General features: G+C 60.1%; 20 protein-coding genes. 11 read left to right on the forward strand and 9 right to left on the reverse strand.

Annotation, left to right across the window (positions count from 1 at the left end; genetic code table 11):
* Positions 1–31: 31 nt before the first annotated feature.
* Positions 32–844: a tryptophan synthase subunit alpha gene (gene trpA, locus MKS85_RS25190; RefSeq protein ID WP_188252240.1), complete on the reverse strand. Its 813-nt coding sequence runs from the start codon at positions 842–844 to the stop codon at positions 32–34.
* Positions 844–2,076: a tryptophan synthase subunit beta gene (trpB, locus tag MKS85_RS25195; RefSeq protein ID WP_047230073.1), complete on the reverse strand. Its 1,233-nt coding sequence runs from the start codon at positions 2,074–2,076 to the stop codon at positions 844–846. The genes trpA and trpB overlap by 1 nt, the downstream gene beginning before the upstream one ends.
* Before the next feature lie 112 nt (positions 2,077–2,188).
* Between trpB and MKS85_RS25200 the strand changes: the two genes are divergently transcribed.
* Positions 2,189–3,106, forward strand: coding sequence for a LysR family transcriptional regulator (locus MKS85_RS25200; RefSeq protein WP_047230072.1), 918 nt, complete (start codon positions 2,189–2,191; stop codon positions 3,104–3,106).
* Here MKS85_RS25200 and MKS85_RS25205 read toward each other — a convergent pair.
* The gene (locus tag MKS85_RS25205; protein WP_003196426.1) at positions 3,079–3,405 is read right to left on the reverse strand and encodes a YqjD family protein; all 327 of its coding nucleotides are present in this window, start codon (positions 3,403–3,405) and stop codon (positions 3,079–3,081) included. The genes MKS85_RS25200 and MKS85_RS25205 overlap by 28 nt on opposite strands.
* Before the next feature lie 156 nt (positions 3,406–3,561).
* Between MKS85_RS25205 and MKS85_RS25210 the strand changes: the two genes are divergently transcribed.
* Positions 3,562–3,777, forward strand: a complete 216-nt coding sequence (locus tag MKS85_RS25210; RefSeq protein WP_003177209.1) for a dodecin — start codon at positions 3,562–3,564, stop codon at positions 3,775–3,777.
* Positions 3,778–3,893: 116 nt separating this feature from the next.
* On the forward strand, positions 3,894–4,118 hold the full coding sequence (locus MKS85_RS25215) for a DUF1161 domain-containing protein (RefSeq protein WP_188252239.1): 225 nt from the start codon (positions 3,894–3,896) through the stop codon (positions 4,116–4,118).
* 52 nt (positions 4,119–4,170) lie between these two features.
* Here the strand turns inward: MKS85_RS25215 and MKS85_RS25220 are convergent, their stop codons facing one another.
* Positions 4,171–5,172: an LLM class flavin-dependent oxidoreductase gene (locus tag MKS85_RS25220; protein ID WP_058544936.1), complete on the reverse strand. Its 1,002-nt coding sequence runs from the start codon at positions 5,170–5,172 to the stop codon at positions 4,171–4,173.
* Positions 5,173–5,410: 238 nt separating this feature from the next.
* Between MKS85_RS25220 and MKS85_RS25225 the strand changes: the two genes are divergently transcribed.
* Entirely contained in the window at positions 5,411–5,842 is a 432-nt protein-coding gene (locus tag MKS85_RS25225; protein WP_047230069.1) for an OsmC family protein, read from the forward strand.
* 129 nt (positions 5,843–5,971) lie between these two features.
* A complete protein-coding gene (locus MKS85_RS25230) occupies positions 5,972–6,205 on the forward strand; it encodes a DUF1161 domain-containing protein (protein ID WP_092399797.1) in 234 nt (77 codons plus the stop codon).
* 6 nt (positions 6,206–6,211) lie between these two features.
* Here the strand turns inward: MKS85_RS25230 and MKS85_RS25235 are convergent, their stop codons facing one another.
* Positions 6,212–6,637, reverse strand: a complete 426-nt coding sequence (locus MKS85_RS25235) for a hypothetical protein (protein ID WP_188252238.1) — start codon at positions 6,635–6,637, stop codon at positions 6,212–6,214.
* 38 nt (positions 6,638–6,675) lie between these two features.
* Positions 6,676–7,089 (reverse strand): hypothetical protein, encoded by a 414-nt coding sequence (locus MKS85_RS25240; RefSeq protein WP_188252237.1) that lies wholly within the window; start codon positions 7,087–7,089, stop codon positions 6,676–6,678.
* 59 nt (positions 7,090–7,148) lie between these two features.
* Between MKS85_RS25240 and MKS85_RS25245 the strand changes: the two genes are divergently transcribed.
* Positions 7,149–8,240: an aminopeptidase gene (locus MKS85_RS25245; protein ID WP_139048748.1), complete on the forward strand. Its 1,092-nt coding sequence runs from the start codon at positions 7,149–7,151 to the stop codon at positions 8,238–8,240.
* 112 nt (positions 8,241–8,352) lie between these two features.
* Here the strand turns inward: MKS85_RS25245 and MKS85_RS25250 are convergent, their stop codons facing one another.
* Together MKS85_RS25250 and MKS85_RS25255 are read right to left on the reverse strand one after the other, a co-directional pair.
* A complete protein-coding gene (locus MKS85_RS25250) occupies positions 8,353–9,003 on the reverse strand; it encodes an HAD family hydrolase (RefSeq protein WP_047230063.1) in 651 nt (216 codons plus the stop codon).
* A 28-nt stretch (positions 9,004–9,031) separates the two neighbouring features.
* On the reverse strand, positions 9,032–9,577 hold the full coding sequence (locus MKS85_RS25255) for a gamma carbonic anhydrase family protein (protein ID WP_139048747.1): 546 nt from the start codon (positions 9,575–9,577) through the stop codon (positions 9,032–9,034).
* Positions 9,578–9,649: 72 nt separating this feature from the next.
* On the opposite strand from MKS85_RS25255, the gene prlC reads away from it, so the two are divergent.
* The 3 genes from prlC (at position 9,650) to MKS85_RS25270 (ending at position 14,131) form a co-directional block, all read left to right on the forward strand.
* The gene (gene prlC, locus MKS85_RS25260; protein WP_188252236.1) at positions 9,650–11,728 is read left to right on the forward strand and encodes an oligopeptidase A; all 2,079 of its coding nucleotides are present in this window, start codon (positions 9,650–9,652) and stop codon (positions 11,726–11,728) included.
* Positions 11,725–12,003, forward strand: coding sequence for a YheV family putative zinc ribbon protein (locus MKS85_RS25265; RefSeq protein WP_047230061.1), 279 nt, complete (start codon positions 11,725–11,727; stop codon positions 12,001–12,003). Before prlC ends, MKS85_RS25265 begins: the two co-directional genes overlap by 4 nt.
* Positions 12,004–12,118: 115 nt before the next feature.
* The gene (locus MKS85_RS25270) at positions 12,119–14,131 is read left to right on the forward strand and encodes a M3 family metallopeptidase (RefSeq protein ID WP_310663158.1); all 2,013 of its coding nucleotides are present in this window, start codon (positions 12,119–12,121) and stop codon (positions 14,129–14,131) included.
* On the opposite strand, the gene MKS85_RS25275 is transcribed toward MKS85_RS25270, so the two are convergent.
* Positions 14,112–14,792 (reverse strand): tyrosine-protein phosphatase, encoded by a 681-nt coding sequence (locus MKS85_RS25275; protein ID WP_188252234.1) that lies wholly within the window; start codon positions 14,790–14,792, stop codon positions 14,112–14,114. The genes MKS85_RS25270 and MKS85_RS25275 overlap by 20 nt on opposite strands.
* A gap of 180 nt (positions 14,793–14,972) precedes the next feature.
* On the opposite strand from MKS85_RS25275, the gene MKS85_RS25280 reads away from it, so the two are divergent.
* Both MKS85_RS25280 and MKS85_RS25285 read left to right on the forward strand, forming a co-directional pair.
* Positions 14,973–16,031 (forward strand): PA0069 family radical SAM protein, encoded by a 1,059-nt coding sequence (locus tag MKS85_RS25280; RefSeq protein WP_188252233.1) that lies wholly within the window; start codon positions 14,973–14,975, stop codon positions 16,029–16,031.
* A 203-nt stretch (positions 16,032–16,234) separates the two neighbouring features.
* A complete protein-coding gene (locus MKS85_RS25285) occupies positions 16,235–16,966 on the forward strand; it encodes a carbonic anhydrase (RefSeq protein ID WP_047230057.1) in 732 nt (243 codons plus the stop codon).
* Positions 16,967–17,048 lie beyond the last annotated feature (82 nt).

Genomic DNA, 17,048 nt, shown 5'->3' on the forward strand with positions numbered 1-17,048 from the left:
CTTTTTATTACTGGCAGACTCAATCAGGCAATCAGCTAATCCGCGCCTTACGCACCCCATCAGCCAAGGCAGCACATAGGCTCAACACCCCATCGATCGCCTGCTCCGGCGTCTCAGCGCAGGCGATATGGTCGATCAGGGCCGAACCGACCACAACCCCGTCGGCCAACCGTGCGATGGCCGCAGCTTGTTCCGGCGTGCGAATGCCGAAACCAATGCTGATCGGCAGATCGGTGTGACGACGCAGGCGCGTCACGGCTTCTTCCACATGTTCCAGCGTCGCGGCGCCGGCGCCGGTCACGCCGGCCACCGAGACGTAATACACAAAGCCAGAACTGCCGTTGAGCACGGTCGGCAAACGCACGTCATCGGTGGTCGGCGTGGTCAGGCGAATGAAGTCCAGACCGGCGGCCTGGGCCGGCTCGCACAGCTCACTGTTGTGCTCAGGTGGCATGTCCACCACGATCAGCCCGTCCACGCCAGAGTCCAGCGCTTCGCCAATGAAACGCTGCACGCCGTAGCGATGGATCGGATTGAAGTAGCCCATCAGCACCAGCGGCGTATCGCTATTGTCTTCACGGAACTCGCGAACCATCTGCAGGGTTTTCGCCAGATTCTGCTGTGCGCCCAAGGCGCGGATGTTCGCCAACTGGATCGCCGGACCGTCGGCCATCGGGTCGGTGAACGGCATGCCCAGCTCAATCACGTCAGCACCCGCCGCCGGCAAGCCCTTGAGGATCGCCAGCGAAGTGTCGTAGTCCGGGTCGCCAGCGGTCACGAAAGTCACCAGGGCGGCGCGGTTCTGTTCTTTGAGTTCGGCAAAACGAGTTTGCAGGCGGCTCATCAGTGTTTCTCCTGCTGGGACTGTTCCATGTGGTGCATTACGGTTTGCATGTCTTTGTCGCCACGGCCGGACAGGTTGACCACCATCAGGTGATCCTTGGGCAGGTTCGGGGCACGCTTGAACACTTCAGCCAGGGCATGGGCGCTTTCCAGGGCAGGAATGATTCCCTCCAGGCGACAGCATTTGTGAAAGGCTTCCAGGGCTTCGGCGTCGGTGACAGAGGTGTACTGGACTCGACCAATGTCGTGCAACCAGGCGTGTTCAGGGCCAATACCCGGGTAATCGAGGCCAGCGGAAATCGAATGGGCATCGATGATCTGGCCGTCGTCGTCCTGCAACAGGAAAGTACGATTGCCGTGCAATACACCGGGGACGCCGCCGTTCAGGCTGGCAGCATGCTTGCCGGTCTCGATACCGTAGCCGGCGGCTTCGACGCCGATGATTTCCACGCTCTTGTCGTCCAGGAACGGATGGAACAGGCCCATGGCGTTGGAACCGCCGCCGATGCACGCCACCAGGCTGTCGGGCAAACGACCTTCCTGGGCTTGCAACTGATCGCGGGTTTCCTTGCCAATCACTGCCTGGAAGTCGCGGACCATGGCCGGGTACGGGTGCGGGCCGGCCACGGTGCCGATCAGGTAGAACGTGCTGTCAACGTTGGTCACCCAGTCGCGCAGCGCCTCGTTCATAGCATCCTTGAGGGTACCGGTGCCGGCGACCACTGGGATGACTTCGGCACCGAGCAGCTTCATGCGGAACACGTTGGCCTGCTGGCGCTCGATGTCGGTGGTCCCCATGTAGATCACGCAATCCAGACCGAAACGTGCGGCCACGGTCGCCGTGGCCACGCCGTGCATGCCGGCGCCGGTCTCGGCAATGATGCGTTTCTTGCCCATGCGCCGCGCCAGCAGGATCTGGCCGATGCAGTTGTTGATCTTGTGCGCGCCAGTGTGGTTCAGCTCTTCGCGCTTGAGGTAGATCTTGGCGCCGCCGCAGTATTCGGTCAGGCGCTCAGCGAAATACAGCGGGCTTGGGCGTCCGACGTAGTCACGCTGGAAGTAGGCCAGTTCTTCAATGAACGCCGGATCTTCCTTCGCCGCTTCGTATTCGCGGGCCAGATCGAGGATCAGCGGCATCAGGGTTTCGGCCACATAACGACCGCCGAATGCACCGAACAGGCCGTTGGCGTCCGGGCCACTGCGCAGGTTGAAAGGGGTTGTAGGCTGGGTCATCGGGGGCTCCAGGCGAATGCGTAGAAAGACAATGAGGTTCACTCTACCCCTGACATCCCGCGCTGAAAACCGATAAGATCGCCGCAACCTGTCAGGAAAACTCACAGATAAAATGAGCCATGACCTTCCCCCGCTCAACGCCTTGCGCGCCTTCGAAGCCACTGCCCGCCTGAACAGCGTCAGTCAGGCGGCCGAACAGCTGCACGTCACCCATGGTGCAGTTAGCCGACAGTTGAAGGTGCTGGAAGAACACTTGGGCGTCAGCCTGTTCATCAAGGAGGGGCGCGGCCTTAAACTCACAGATGCAGGCATGCGTCTGCGCGACGCCAGCGCCGAGGCGTTCGAGCGATTACGCACCGTCTGTGCGCAGCTGACGCAAAGCACGGCAGATGCACCATTCGTATTGGGCTGTTCCGGTAGTCTGCTGGCGCGCTGGTTCATTCCTCGCCTGGGCCGGCTCAACGCCGACCTGCCGGATCTGCGTTTGCATCTCTCCGCTGGCGAAGGCGACCTGGACCCGAGGCGACCGGGGCTTGACGCGTTGCTGGTATTCGCAGAACCGCCGTGGCCGGCAGACATGCAGGTCTATGAACTGGTCAGCGAGCGGATCGGCCCGGTCATGAGCCCTCATTACGCCGGTTTCGCCCGCCTGCAAAACGCCCCGCCAAGTGCAATCCTGGGCGAGGCGCTGCTGCATACCACCTCTCGTCCCCAGGCGTGGCCCACTTGGGCACGGCAAAACGCCCTTGAACCCAAGGCCCTGAAATTCGGGCAGGGTTTCGAGCATTTGTATTACTTGCTGGAGGCGGCCGTGGCAGGGCTAGGCGTGGCCATCGCACCCGAACCGCTGGTCGCCGAGGATGTGCGCGCCGGGCGCCTGGTCGCGCCGTGGGGCTTTGACGAAACCCCGGCGCGACTGGCGTTGTGGCTACCCAAGCGCGCCGCGGACGGGCGCGCTCGGCAATTGGCGCAATGGCTCAGGCATGAGCTGAACCAGCCGACTCAGTCGCCGCGCTTGCACAGCAAATAAGCCGCCAACAAACCCAGGGCCCCGACCGCGACGCCAGCGGTGGTCCAAGGATGCTCCTGAGCGTAATCACGGGTGGCGATTCCGGTTTCACGGGTTTTCACCTTGACCTCTTCATACGCGTCGCTCAGCAGATGCCGGGAATGTTTCAGCGCGTTTTCGGCGTTTGCCTTCAGCGACTTGAGGGTCTTACGCGACTCGTCCGAAGCGTCGTCCTTCAGGCTTTCCAACGACTTGAGCAGACTCTCGATCTCCGCTTCCATGCTTTGCAACGAGGCTTTACGTAACGAATTGCTGGCCATGGTGGCTCTCTCCTGCAGTGGTTGAGTGGCGTGTGTGAATTGGGACTCCAGCCGTTTCTGAAAGTGCAGTAAATCTGAACTTTCACCCGGTAAAAGGCGACACACGTAAGGCGAAAATTCGCTGCTAGGCTGTTAAAGACAACCAAGGAGAACGTCATGAGTGATCATCACACGTACAAAAAAGTCGAGCTGGTCGGCTCCTCTCCCACCAGCATCGAAGACGCCATCAACAATGCGCTGGCCGAAGCCAGCAAAAGCCTCAAGCACCTGGAGTGGTTCGAAGTCACGGAAACCCGCGGACACATCGAAAATGGCCGGGCCGCGCACTTTCAGGTGACCATTAAAGTCGGCTTCCGCATTGCCAATAGCTGACGGGCTGTGAACTTGCACGCTGGCGGAGTGCCATAGGGAATGGCGATGCGCTATCTGGCAAGCGCGTCATGTCTGTTCGATCCCTGCCCTATTGATCCGACCAAGGAGTGCGAGCGATGAAAAATTTGATGTTGGCCCTGGGTTTGCTGAGCCTTGCGGGTACTGCGTTTGCCGCCGGCAAGCCATGCGAGGAGCTGAAAGGCGAGATCGCAGCGAAAATCGATGCCAAAGGTGCATCGGGTTATACGCTGGAAATTGTCGATAAGGGTACGGCTACTGACGGAGACGTCGTCGGCTCCTGCGAAGGCGGCACGAAGGAAATCGTCTACAAGAAGGGCTGATACTTCAGGAAGGTCAAAGCCGACGCATGCGTCGGCTTTTTTATGCGCGTGATCAGCCTTTCATGACCTGCGCCAGCAACTCATAGGAGTGCAGGCGATCAGCATGCTCATACAGGTCGCTGGTGAAGATCAATTCATCGGCCTGGGTTTGCTCGATCAGCACTTCGAGCTTGGCGCGAATTTTCTGCGGGCCGCCGACCATGGCCAGGCCCAGGAAGTCACCAACCGCCTCTTTCTCATGGGGCAACCAGAGACCGTTCATGGTTTCCACAGGCGGGCGCTGCACCAGGCTCTGGCCACGCATCAGGGCCAGGATCCGCTGATACACCGAGGTCGCCAGGTAATCAGCCTGTTCGTCCGTGTCGGCTGCCACCAAAGGCACGCCGAGCATCACGTAAGGCTTGTCGAGCACCGCCGACGGCTTGAAGTGATTGCGATAAATACGGATCGCCTCATGCATGTAGCGCGGTGCGAAATGGGAAGCGAAGGCGTAGGGCAAGCCGCGCTCGCCGGCCAGTTGCGCACTGAACAGGCTCGAGCCCAGCAGCCAGACCGGCACGTTGGTCCCGGTGCCGGGCATGGCGATGATGCGTTGATCCGGCGTACGTGGGCCGAGGTAGCGCATCAGTTCGGCCACGTCTTCAGGGAAATCGTCCGCGCTACCGGAGCGCTCGCGACGCAACGCCCGGGCAGTCATCTGATCGGACCCGGGCGCGCGCCCCAGGCCAAGATCAATACGGCCTGGATAGAGGCTTTCGAGCGTGCCGAACTGTTCGGCGATGATCAACGGCGCATGGTTGGGCAGCATCACGCCGCCGGAGCCGACCCGAATGGTCGAAGTGCCCCCCGCCAGATAGCCCAGCAGTACCGCCGTCGCGGAGCTGGCGATGCCATCCATGTTGTGGTGCTCGGCGACCCAGAAGCGGGTATAGCCGTATTTTTCCACGTGCTGCGCCAGGTCCAGCGAGTTGCGCAAGGACTGGGCAGCGTTGCCATCAGCGCGCACAGGCACGAGGTCGAGGGTCGAGAACTTCACTTCGGACAGCTGTTTCATGGGCCGGAATCTCCAACGGCATGAGGGGCTTTTCCTACGGGCAAAAGCCTGCCGTTTCTATAGGTGTGTTCCATGCAATGTGGGCATATACCCGAGTTTCAATAGCTACCATGAAATTTCCTACTAAATCGGTCGGCTAATCGACAGGATGAACTTTATCGGGCGGTCTATCCTCACAACCCTGACAACGAAAAACACCCAGGCGCGAACCCTCGCGCCGGATATTGAGGAGGCAGACATGGCTATCATCAAGAAAGCATCGGCTCATTGGGAAGGTGACCTGAAAACCGGCATCGGCTCCATCTCCACGGAAACCGGCGTGCTGCGCGAAGCCCCCTATGGCTTCAAGGCGCGCTTCGAAGGCGGCAAGGGCACCAACCCGGAAGAACTGATCGGCGCGGCCCATGCGGGCTGCTTCTCCATGGCGTTTTCGATGATCCTTGGCGAGGCTGGGCTCACAGCCAGCAGTATCGATACCAACGCCGATGTCACCCTCGATCAGGTCGAGGGCGGCTTTGCGATTACGGCAGTGAAACTGACGCTTAAAGCGAAGATCCCCGGCGCCAGCCAGGAGCAATTCGAAGAGCTGAGCAACAAGGCCAAGGAAGGTTGCCCGGTTTCCAAAGTGCTGAACGCCAAGATTACGCTGGATGCGACGCTGGTGAGCTGATGCGATACCCATCACAGCCTTCAACTGCGGCTGAAGGCTGTGATCTGTTTACCCTGCAGCAATTGTGGTCGAATGCACACCTGCAGTTTCAGCGCACAGGCAGTGCGCGCTGTCATGAGGAATTCGAGCATGAAACGATTCGCCCTGGCGGTCATCAGTTGCGCATTGGCCACGTCGGCCCTCGCGGCCCCCAAATCCTGCGAAGAACTGAAAGCTGAAATCGAAGCGAAGATCCAGGCGAATAACGTGCCTTCCTACACATTGGAAATCGTGACCAATGATGAAGTGCATGATGAAAATATGGTCGTGGGCAGTTGCGAAAACGGCACCAAAAAGATCATCTACCAGAAGAACGACAGCTAAGCCGTCCTACGGAACGCAATTGACCTGCCGTTCTTCGGCCACGATTTCACGCTTGGCGTTATAGAGTCGGGCGCTGGGGGTAAACGCCAGATTGCGACCCTCCAGGCGATAACGCTGGCCCGCCTCGAAATGGTCGTAACGCACAAGCATGTAGCACAGCCGCTCTTGCGGCTCGGCTTGCATGCCCAGCCCACCACCGCCAGGCACCTCGAAGTCGAAACGCACTTTCAGTTCGTGGCTGCCCGGAGAAACCTGGAAGAAACGTCCGTCTCGCAGTCGTTGGCCATCCAGGCTTTCAGCCATCAGCATCTTGCCACCCGGCATGGGCGTGGCGAAGTCGATCCAGGCCATGTTCGGATCAATCTTGGGCGGCGGGCTGGTTGCACAGCCGCTCATGGAGACAAAGGCCAATAGCAGCAGAGGTAGGCGCATGATGATTTCCTGAAGTCAGACAATGAGCATAGCGCCGATCAGCTTTGCTGACAGCCTGCTGGCGTGCCTTGGCCCACGACTTTTCGCTGTTGATCATAGAGCTTGGCCCATGGCCGGAAACCGATGTTGCCAGCCTGCAACTGATAACGCTGGCCTGCGTTGAAATCCTTGAACTTCACATTCAACCGGCAATCGCGCCACAGTGGCTCGGCATTCGGGCCGATGTTGCCGGGCTCGACGGCAAATTGATAACGCACCGTCAGCTCATGGCTGCCCGGCTGCACTTCAAAATAACGTCGGTCGAGAGACGTCTTGTCATCGACTTCCAGCGCTTGCAGCGCCGTGTCCTGATGGCTTCCCAGGTCGATCCATGCCTGCGACGGATCGGGATCGGGCAAACCGGCGCAACCGTTCAGCAGCAACAGGCCACTCGTCAGCATCAATACGCGCATAGCGAAGCTCCAGGCAGGCGGGATAGTCTTGTGGGCAGACTTTCCCAGGGTGATTCCAATTGATCAGGCCGCATCCAAGCCATCGGTTACTCGACCGTGTTTTCCGGATTTTGTTTCCAGGCCTCCTGCTTTTGTTACTCAACGGTTGTGCAAGCGTGGGTTACTACAGTCAGCTTGCCAGTGGACAGCTACGGCTGTTGCAGGCCCGCGAGCCAATCGACCAAGTGATTGCCGACCCCGCCCGTGATCCCACATTGCGGGCTCATCTGGCCCAGGCGCGTGCGGCACGCACATTCGCCAGTGCGCAGTTGCACCTGCCGGACAACAAAAGCTACCGCCTGTATGCGGACATTGGCCGCCCTTTCGTGGTCTGGAATGTCTTCGCCACGCCAGAATTTTCCCTGGCCCCGCAAAACCACTGTTTCCCCATCGCCGGTTGCGTGGCCTATCGCGGCTACTACAGCCAGGGCGCCGCCCGTGGCGAGGCAGCCTTGCAACGCTTGCGGGGCATGGATGTGGCGATTGGTGGCGTAGAGGCCTACTCGACGCTGGGCTGGTTCAACGACCCGATCCTGAGCTCGATGATGCACTGGGGCGACGAACGCCTGGCGACGCTGATCTTTCATGAACTGGCGCACCAGCGCTTCTACGTAAAGGACGACACCGAATTCAATGAATCCTTTGCCACCTTCGTCGAACAGCAAGGCACCCGGCAATGGCGCGCCAGTCGCGGGCTGGCCCCGGACAATGGCAAACGGATGCGCCAGCGCGAGCAATTCATCCAACTGGTCCTGGACACGCGTCAGCGGCTGGAACAGCTCTATACCCAACCCCTGCCGGCCGAACAGATGCGCCAGCGCAAGGCCCAGGAGTTCGAGCGCCTGCGCGCTGATTATCAGCGACTGCGCGACACCCGGTGGGCAGGCGACAAACGCTACGACGCGTGGATCTATGCGCCGCTGAACAATGCGCGGCTATTGCCGTTCGGCCTGTATAGCCAGTGGGTGCCAGCGTTTGCGGCGCTGTTTCAACAGGAAGGCGGAGACTGGGTTGCGTTTTATGCCGCAGTGGAAAAGCTTGGCAGTTTGCCGATTGATGAGCGCAAAGCGGCACTGAAGGCGCTGGCAGGATCGAAAATTTCTGGTGATTGAACCGGCCTCATCGCGAGCAGGCTCGCTCCCACAATAGATCTCAGTGAACGCGGCTTGCATGTACAACACCGCCCCCTTGTGGGAGCAAGGCTTGCCCGCGATCGCAATATGACTACCCCTGCAAAAATGCCCGATGCAACTCATCCAGCGTCTGAAAGTGATACGCCGGGCCCTCGGCATTCAGCTCCTCATAACTGCCAAACCCATAGCCCACCGCCGCGGCATCCAGCCCATTGCTACGAGCGCCAATCAAATCGTGTTTGCGGTCGCCAATCATCAAGGTATTCGCCGGGTCGAGCCCTTCTTCAGCCATCAGGTGAGCAATCAACTCAACTTTGTCGGTGCGCGTACCGTCCAGCTCACTGCCATAGATCACTTTGAAGTGCCGGGCGAAGTCAAAGTGGCGGGCGATTTCGCGGGCGAAGACCCAGGGTTTGGAGGTGGCGATGTACAACTGCCGGCCCTGCTCGCCCAGGGTTTCCAGCAGGGGCATCACACCGTCGAAGACGCGGTTTTCGTACAACCCGGTGACTTTGAAGCGTTCGCGATAGAAATTCACCGCCTCCCAGGCTTTCGCCTCATCGAAGTCATAAAACTGCATGAAGGCCTGCAACAGTGGCGGGCCGATAAAGTGTTCGAGACGGGTCAGGTCGGGTTCGTCGATGCCCAGTTGGCTCAGGGCGAACTGGATCGAACGGGTAATGCCCTCGCGGGGGTCGGTGAGGGTGCCGTCGAGGTCGAAGAGTACGGTCTGGTAATGCATGCAAATTCCTGGGTAAGGGCGGGACGATTCAGAGCCGGTCGTAGCCTTCGGCCAGATGCAGGTCCTTGAGCTTCACGTAGTTCGCCGCGCTGTAGGTGAAAAAGGCGCGTTCCTTGTCGGTCAGCGGCCGGGCCTGTTTTACCGGACTGCCTACATACAGGAAGCCGCTCTCCAGGCGTTTGCCCGGCGGTACAAGGCTGCCGGCGCCGATGATTACGTCATCTTCAACCACCGCGCCGTCCATGACGATGCTGCCCATGCCGATCAAGACCCGGCTGCCCACCGAGCAGCCATGGAGCATGACCTTGTGGGCAATGGTCACGTCATCGCCGATCAGCAGCGGGAAGCCATCGGGATTGAAGGGACCGGCGTGGGTGATGTGCAGCACGCAGCCATCCTGGACGCTGGTACGGGCACCGATACGGATGCGGTGCATGTCGCCGCGAATGACCGTCAGCGGCCAGACGGAGCTGTCTTCGCCGATTTCAACGTCGCCGATCACCACCGCGGTGCTGTCGACAAAAGCGCCGCGGGCAAGCCGTGGGCTGTGATTCTGGTACGTGCGAAGGGTCACGATAGGCTCTCTCTTATCCGGTGATAGGCGCTGCTAGCTGCGGTGAACGTCGATTGTAATTAAGATGGGTCCATGTTTCTTCCAGCCAAGGTGTCAACCGTGAGCGTGAACAACCCTCTTTTGCAACCCTACGACCTGCCGCCGTTCTCGACGATCCGTGCCGAGCACGTGCAACCGGCCATCGAGCAGATCCTGGCTGACAACCGTGCCGCCATTGCCCAGATCCTCAAGACCCAGGGCACTCAGCCTACCTGGGCCGGCCTGGTGCTGGCGATGGACGAGCTCAATGATCGCCTGGGCGCGGCCTGGAGCCCGGTGAGCCATTTGAACGCCGTGCGTAACAGCCCCGAACTGCGCGAAGCCTACGAGGCCTGCCTGCCGGCGCTGAGTGCTTACTCCACGGAGCTGGGCCAGAACCGCGAGCTGTTCCAGGCGTTCGAAGCCCTGGCGAACAGCCCCGAAGCCGCCGGTTTCGACGTGGCGCAGAAAACCATCCTGGAACATTCCCTGCGGGACTTCCGTCTGTCGGGTATCGATCTGCCGCCCGAGCAGCAGCAACGCTATGCCGAAGTGCAAAGCAAACTGTCGGAACTGGGCAGCCGCTTCTCCAACCAGTTGCTGGACGCGACCCAGGCCTGGACCAAACACATCACCTCTGAGGCCGCCCTCGCCGGCCTGACCGACTCGGCCAAGGCGCAAATGGCCGCAGCCGCCCAGGCCAAAGAGCTGGACGGTTGGCTGATCAACCTGGAATTCCCCAGCTATTACGCGGTGATGACCTACGCCGAAGACCGCGCCCTGCGTGAAGAAGTCTACGCCGCGTACTGCACACGCGCGTCAGACCAGGGCCCCAACGCCGGTCAGAACGATAACACTCCAGTGATGGAAGAAATCCTCGACCTGCGCCAGGAATTGGCCCAACTGCTGGGCTTCGCCAACTTCGCCGAGTTGAGCTTGGCGACCAAAATGGCCGAATCCAGCGATCAGGTGCTCAGTTTCCTGCGCGACCTGGCCAAGCGCAGCAAACCATTCGCCGCCCTGGATCTGGAACAGCTGAAGGCGTTCGCCGCCGAACAGGGCTGCCCCGACCTGCAAAGCTGGGACAGCGGCTTCTACGGTGAAAAGCTGCGCCAGCAGCGTTACAGCGTGGCCCAGGAAGCCCTGCGCGCCTACTTCCCGATCGACAAGGTACTGAGCGGCCTGTTCGCCATCGTGCAGCGCCTCTACGGCATCGAGATCGCCGAGCTGAAAGGCTTCGACACCTGGCACCCGGACGTGCGCCTGTTCGAAATCAAGGAGAACGGTCAGCACGTTGGCCGCTTCTTCTTCGATCTCTACGCCCGCGCCAACAAGCGCGGCGGCGCCTGGATGGACGGCGCCCGCGACCGTCGGCGCACCTTCGATGGCGTGCTGCAAAGCCCGGTCGCCAACCTGGTGTGCAACTTCACCCCGGCCGACAGCGGCAAACCCGCGCTGCTGACCCACGACGAAGTCACCACCCTGTTCCACGAGTTCGGCCATGGCCTGCACCACCTGCTGACCCGCGTCGAACATGCCGGAGTGTCCGGCATCAACGGTGTGGCCTGGGATGCCGTGGAGCTGCCGAGCCAGTTCATGGAAAACTGGTGCTGGGAGCCCGAAGGCCTGGCGCTGATTTCCGGTCACTATGAAACCGGCGAACCGCTGCCCCAGGACCTGCTGGAAAAAATGCTCGCGGCGAAAAACTTCCAGTCCGGCCTGATGATGGTCCGCCAACTGGAGTTCTCGCTGTTCGACTTCGAGCTGCACGCCACCCATGGCGATGGACGCAGCGTGCTGCAAGTGCTCGAAGGCGTGCGCGACGAAGTCTCGGTGATGCGTCCACCGGCCTACAACCGCTTCCCCAACAGCTTTGCCCACATCTTCGCCGGCGGTTATGCGGCGGGCTACTACAGCTATAAGTGGGCGGAAGTGTTGTCGGCCGATGCGTTCTCCAAGTTCGAAGAGGACGGCGTGCTCAACGCCGACACCGGTCGCGCCTTCCGTGAAGCGATCCTGGCCCGTGGCGGCTCCCAGGAGCCGATGGTGCTGTTCGTCGACTTCCGTGGCCGTGAGCCATCGATTGACGCACTCTTGCGCCACAGCGGCCTGACCGAGGACGCAGCAGCATGAGCGAGGGGCCTGTGATTACCAAAAGGCGCTTTATCGCCGGGGCAGTCTGCCCGGCGTGCAGCGAACCGGACAAGTTGATGATGTGGAACGAAGACGGCGTGCCGCACCGTGAGTGTGTGGCCTGCGGTTATTCCGACACGCTCAACGAACAAGGCCTGTCGGTGCCCAAGGAGTTGGGCACCCGGGTCAACACATCGGCGCTCAAAGTCCCGGACGCCAAGGTCCAGGCGGTACAGTTTTTCCCCAATCCCAAGTTGAAGAAAAAAACCGACTGAAATCTTCGGCATCACCTTCCGGGCCGCCCGGCCCGGAAGCGATACATATATACCGCAACGCGTCACGCCTTCCTCTCCAGACTGTTCCCCAGTCCAGACAGACAGGAAGGCTGCCATGCCCGACAATGACAATCCGCTGTTGCAGGCCTATGACCTGCCCCCCTTTGCGCAGATCCAAGCCAAACATTTTTCACCGGCCCTCGACCGGATCCTTGCCGAGAGCCGCGATCAAGTGGCCGACATCATCAAGACTCAGACACCCTTCCCCACCTGGGACGATCTGGTGTTGGCCATGGACGAGATTCACGCCCGCTTGAAGGGTTTCGACGACCTGCTGGATCTGCTGGCGTCCACCCGGCCAGGAGACGACTGGGCCCAGGCTTCGCTCGACTGCAGCGAACGGGTGCACGATTTCCAGAGCGCGCTGAGACACAATTGCCAATTGTTCCAACTCTATGAGCGCTTGGCCAACAGCGAGATTGCCAGGCACTTCGAACCGCCTCGTAAAAGAGTTCTGGAGAAGGCCCTGCGCCAGTTTCGCCAGCACGGGTTGGCCCATACCGCACCGTCAGATTTGAAAGTCCTGCAGCAACGCATTCAACAGGGCCGGGAATTGTTCCTCGATCAGTTGCACAAGGCCAACAAGGCCTGGAGCAAAGCGTTCGACGATGAGGCTCAGTTGAGCGGCCTGGCGCCGCAATTCAAACAACAGCTGGCCAAACAGGCCCGCGAGGCCGGGCGCACGGGATGGCTGCTGACCCTCAGTGATGCATCGTTTGGCATCGTCACCAGCTACGCGGACAATCGTCTTTTGCGCAAAGAGGTGTACCTGGCCTACAGCACACGCGCCTCGGACCAGGGCCCCGACGCTGGCCGGTTTGATAACAGCGAGGTGCTCAGACGCTTGCTGGAAGATCGTCGTCGGTATGCGACGTTACTGGGTTATTCGAATTTCGCTCAAATGGTCATCGAGCCTGAGCAAGCCGAGTCTCCCGAACAGGTGATGGGGTTCTTGCGCGATCAGCTTGAACAACAACAGGACCTCTTTGCCCGCGACGCCGAACAACTCAGGGCATTTGCCCGAAGGCAAGGTTTCACCGAGCTTCAACCTTGGGATTACCCATATCTGGTAGAAAAACTTCGTCAGCATACGGCCGGCATCTCGAAGCTGGCCCTCAGCGTCTGGTTCGAGCTGGAGTCCACCTTTTCACAGCTATTGCTGATCGCCAAGGATCTGTTTGGGGTGGACATTCTCGAACGCGCTGACGCGGCCACGTGGCATCCGGACGTGCGTCTTTTCGAAGTCCGCGAGTGGGACCAGACCATCGGCTACATCTATTTCGATCCGTTCGAGGATGCGAACAGAGACGGTTACCCGAACACCACCACCCTGCGAAACCGCCGCATCACGGCCGAGGGCCGGCCCCGACATCCCATCGCCGTGTTGCACGGCTGGCTGGCGCGCAGCTCAGATGCATCGCCGGTCTTGCTCGACCATCTGCAACTGCGAATTCTCTTTCATGAGTTCGGCCATTGCTTGCACCATGTGTTGACCCGCGCCGAGTATCGCGACGTATCGGGCATCACCGAGCTCTCCCGGGACACCTCGGAATTTGCCGGGGTGCTACTGGAACAATGGTGCTTTACCCGGCAATGCCTGGTCCGTCTGTCAAAGCATTACCAGACCGGCGCGGCCATGCCCGATGCCATCGCCGATCAGTTGCTGACCTTCGCCAACACTCAAGCCAGCTGGGAAACCGCCTCGCTGCTGCGCAACGCGCTGTTTGACATGGAACTGCACCTGACCCACGGCGATGGGCGCACGGCTCAGCAGGTATTCGATCAAGTCAGCGCCCAAGTCGGGCATCTGCCCGTATGGGGGAGCGAACGCTGGCCCAATGGCCTGGATTACATGGTGACCGGTTATGCGGCCCGGATTTACGCCTATGCCTGGTCAAAAGCGTTGGCAATCACCGCGTTCCAAAGGTTTGAGCAGGAGGGGTTGTTCAACGGGACAACAGGCCGGGCGTTGCGTGAAACAATATTCGGCCCTGGCGATTCAAGGCCTCTGGCCGAGTCCGTGGCAGCCTTTGCAGGGATGCCAGCCGTCAGGGTGAAGGGCGAATAACCTGTGGGTCGGGCTGACGAGTCGTGATGACGGAACCGACCCAGCTTTGCAGCGAGCAAAGAGCAAAAACGCTGGTACTGCAGTCGCCGTTGGCCAGCGCAACACGGAGCTTCTCAACATCGGCCCGCATCATGTAACGAACCCCGTCCTTGAAGTGCGGGTTGTTGCCGAAGCCGCCTTCAGTCATTTCGTTCAAGGCCTCCTCTTTGCTCCAGCCCTGTACGACCACCCTGTACATGGCCGCCACCAACCCGGTGCGGTCCGAACCATGCTTGCAGTGCATCAATACCGGGCCATCGGTTTCGGCAGTCTGAATGGCGCGCAAGGCGGCGAGGATGTCGCTGTCGTCCACATGATTGGTGCGATAAGGCAACTGCACTTGCTTGACGCCGGGTGTGGATAACCAACTCGCGTCCGAATCCGGCAGAAATGTGATGACTGTGCCGATGTTGAGCCTCGTCAGCAGAGGCAAGGCATCAGCGTCCGGCAAGGCGCTGCGGTAAAGCGCCGGCGACATTTGATAAAGGTTGTAGCGCTTTTCCACCGGCTGGGCCCATTCGGAAGACCTTGCCTCGCCCAGATCGGCCGCCCGGGCTTGGGACTCGGCAAAGACCAGGAACAAGGACAGGAGGAGCAGCGAGCGGGAATAGAGTTTGAACATGCGTGGACGACCGAAACGAAGAAGAACGAGACGGTCAGTTTCGGCACGAGCCGGTTAAAGGCCTGTGAGCAAGACGTCAACACGACGTGAACACGATCCGTGGCGGTGGGCTGCTGAACGGCGCTGGCCTAATTGAATCCCAGCGAATACTGTATGCACGTACAGCAACGGAGCCTTCCAATGTCCATCTCTCTTCCGCCCCGTGGCCGTGGCACCGCCACCAACCCACACAACCGCTTCGCCCCGAGTCGCTCGGTGGTCGAAGATGATGGCTGGTATCAGGAAGTACCGCCGACCCAAGGCACCGAAGTGCGGATCGAAACGGCCAAAACCATCATCACCCGCAACACCTCGCCGGATCTGCCTTTCGATCGCTCCATCAATCCATACCGGGGCTGTGAACATGGCTGTATCTACTGCTATGCGCGGCCCAGCCACGCTTACTGGGACATGTCGCCCGGGCTGGATTTCGAAACCAGACTGATCGCCAAGACCAATGCCGCCGACGTACTGGAGGAACAGCTGTCCAGGCGTGGCTATCAATGCGCCCCAATCAACCTGGGCTCCAATACCGACCCTTACCAGCCGATCGAACGCGAACATCGCATTACGCGCCGGATTCTCGAAGTGCTGCTGCGCTACCGTCATCCGGTGACCATCGTCACCAAAGGCTCGCTGATTCTGCGCGACTTGGACCTGCTGACCGAGCTGGCGCAACAGCGCCTGGTAAAGGTCATGATCAGCCTCACCACCCTGGACGATGAACTCAAGCGCATCCTCGAACCGCGCGCGGCGGCGCCCAAGGCGCGATTACGGGCGATCAAGGTCATGCGCGAGGCGGGCATTGCCGTGGGGGTGCTGTGTTCGCCGATGATCCCGATGATCAATGACAGCGAGATTGAAAATCTGCTGGCCGAGGCCCACGCCGCCGGCGCGCAGAGTGCTTCCTACATCATGTTGCGCCTGCCATTGGAGGTCGCGCCGCTGTTTGAAGAATGGCTGCAGGCGCACTACCCGCAACGCGCGGCTCATGTACTGAGCCTGGTTCGCCAGAGCCGTGGCGGCGAACTGTATGACAGCCGCTTCGGTTCTCGGATGCGTGGCGAAGGCCCGTTCGCCGACCTGCTGGCCCAGCGTTTCGCCAAGGCGCTCAAGCGTCTGGGGCTTGAGCGCCGGGAAGGTTACAATCTCGATTGCAACGCCTTTTGTCCGCCGGGCCGACAGATGTCTTTGATTTGATTAAAGTTGAACGTGGGGCATGGGCAGGCATGAGCGGCGCTTGCTTCCCGGTCACACCTGTAATCGTTGTTCTAGAGCCTTTGATTCAGTTTGAGTTAAGTTTCGGTCGCTACCTTGTTCATCGAGTGACTGACAAGTCGAACATTTCGACCTGGATGTTTTTTAACCAGCCACTGGCGCTATACCGTCAAAGAGGATGAATCATGAGTGACAAGGATAAACAGCCGTTGGCTGCGTCGGCTTCAGCCCAACCCGAGGCGGAAACCGCCGATGCAGCGCTGCAGCATATTGTTGACGGCTTTTTGCATTTCCATCACGAAATCTTTCCCCAGCAGGAAGAGCTCTTCAAGAAACTCGCCACGGCGCAAGCGCCCAGGGCGATGTTCATCACCTGCGCCGATTCGCGCATCGTGCCCGAGCTGATTACCCATAGCTCCCCAGGCGACCTGTTTGTGACCCGCAACGTCGGCAACGTCGTTCCGCCGTACGGGCAGATGAACGGCGGCGTCTCCACCGCCATCGAATACGCCGTGCTGGCCCTGGGTGTGCAGCACATCATCGTCTGCGGTCACTCCGACTGCGGCGCCATGCGTGCGGTGTTGAATCCCGACACCCTGGAAAAAATGCCCACGGTCAAAGCTTGGTTGCGCCACGCCGAAGTGGCCAAGACCATGGTTCATGACAACTGCCCGTGCGGCGACGAAAAACAGATCATGCCCATCCTCACTGAGGAGAACGTGATCGCGCAGTTGCAGCATTTGCGAACGCATCCCTCGGTCGCCTCTCGCATGGCCAACGGCCAATTGTTCATCCATGGCTGGGTGTACAACATCGAGACCAGCGAGATCAAAGCCTACGACGCGGACCAGGGCTGTTTCCTGCCGCTCGATGGCAGCCATCCGATACCGGTGGCGACGCCTAAAGCGCGCTTCTAACCACTCCTAAACATCCTTGCGTGGTACAAGCCCAGCCTGCCATTTGAGCGGTCGGGCCTTGCCATGCCTGAAGAAAACTTCG

The sequence above is a fragment of the Pseudomonas sp. JL2 genome, from assembly GCF_031570495.1.
Taxonomy (GTDB): Bacteria; Pseudomonadota; Gammaproteobacteria; order Pseudomonadales; family Pseudomonadaceae; genus Aquipseudomonas; species Aquipseudomonas rhizophila.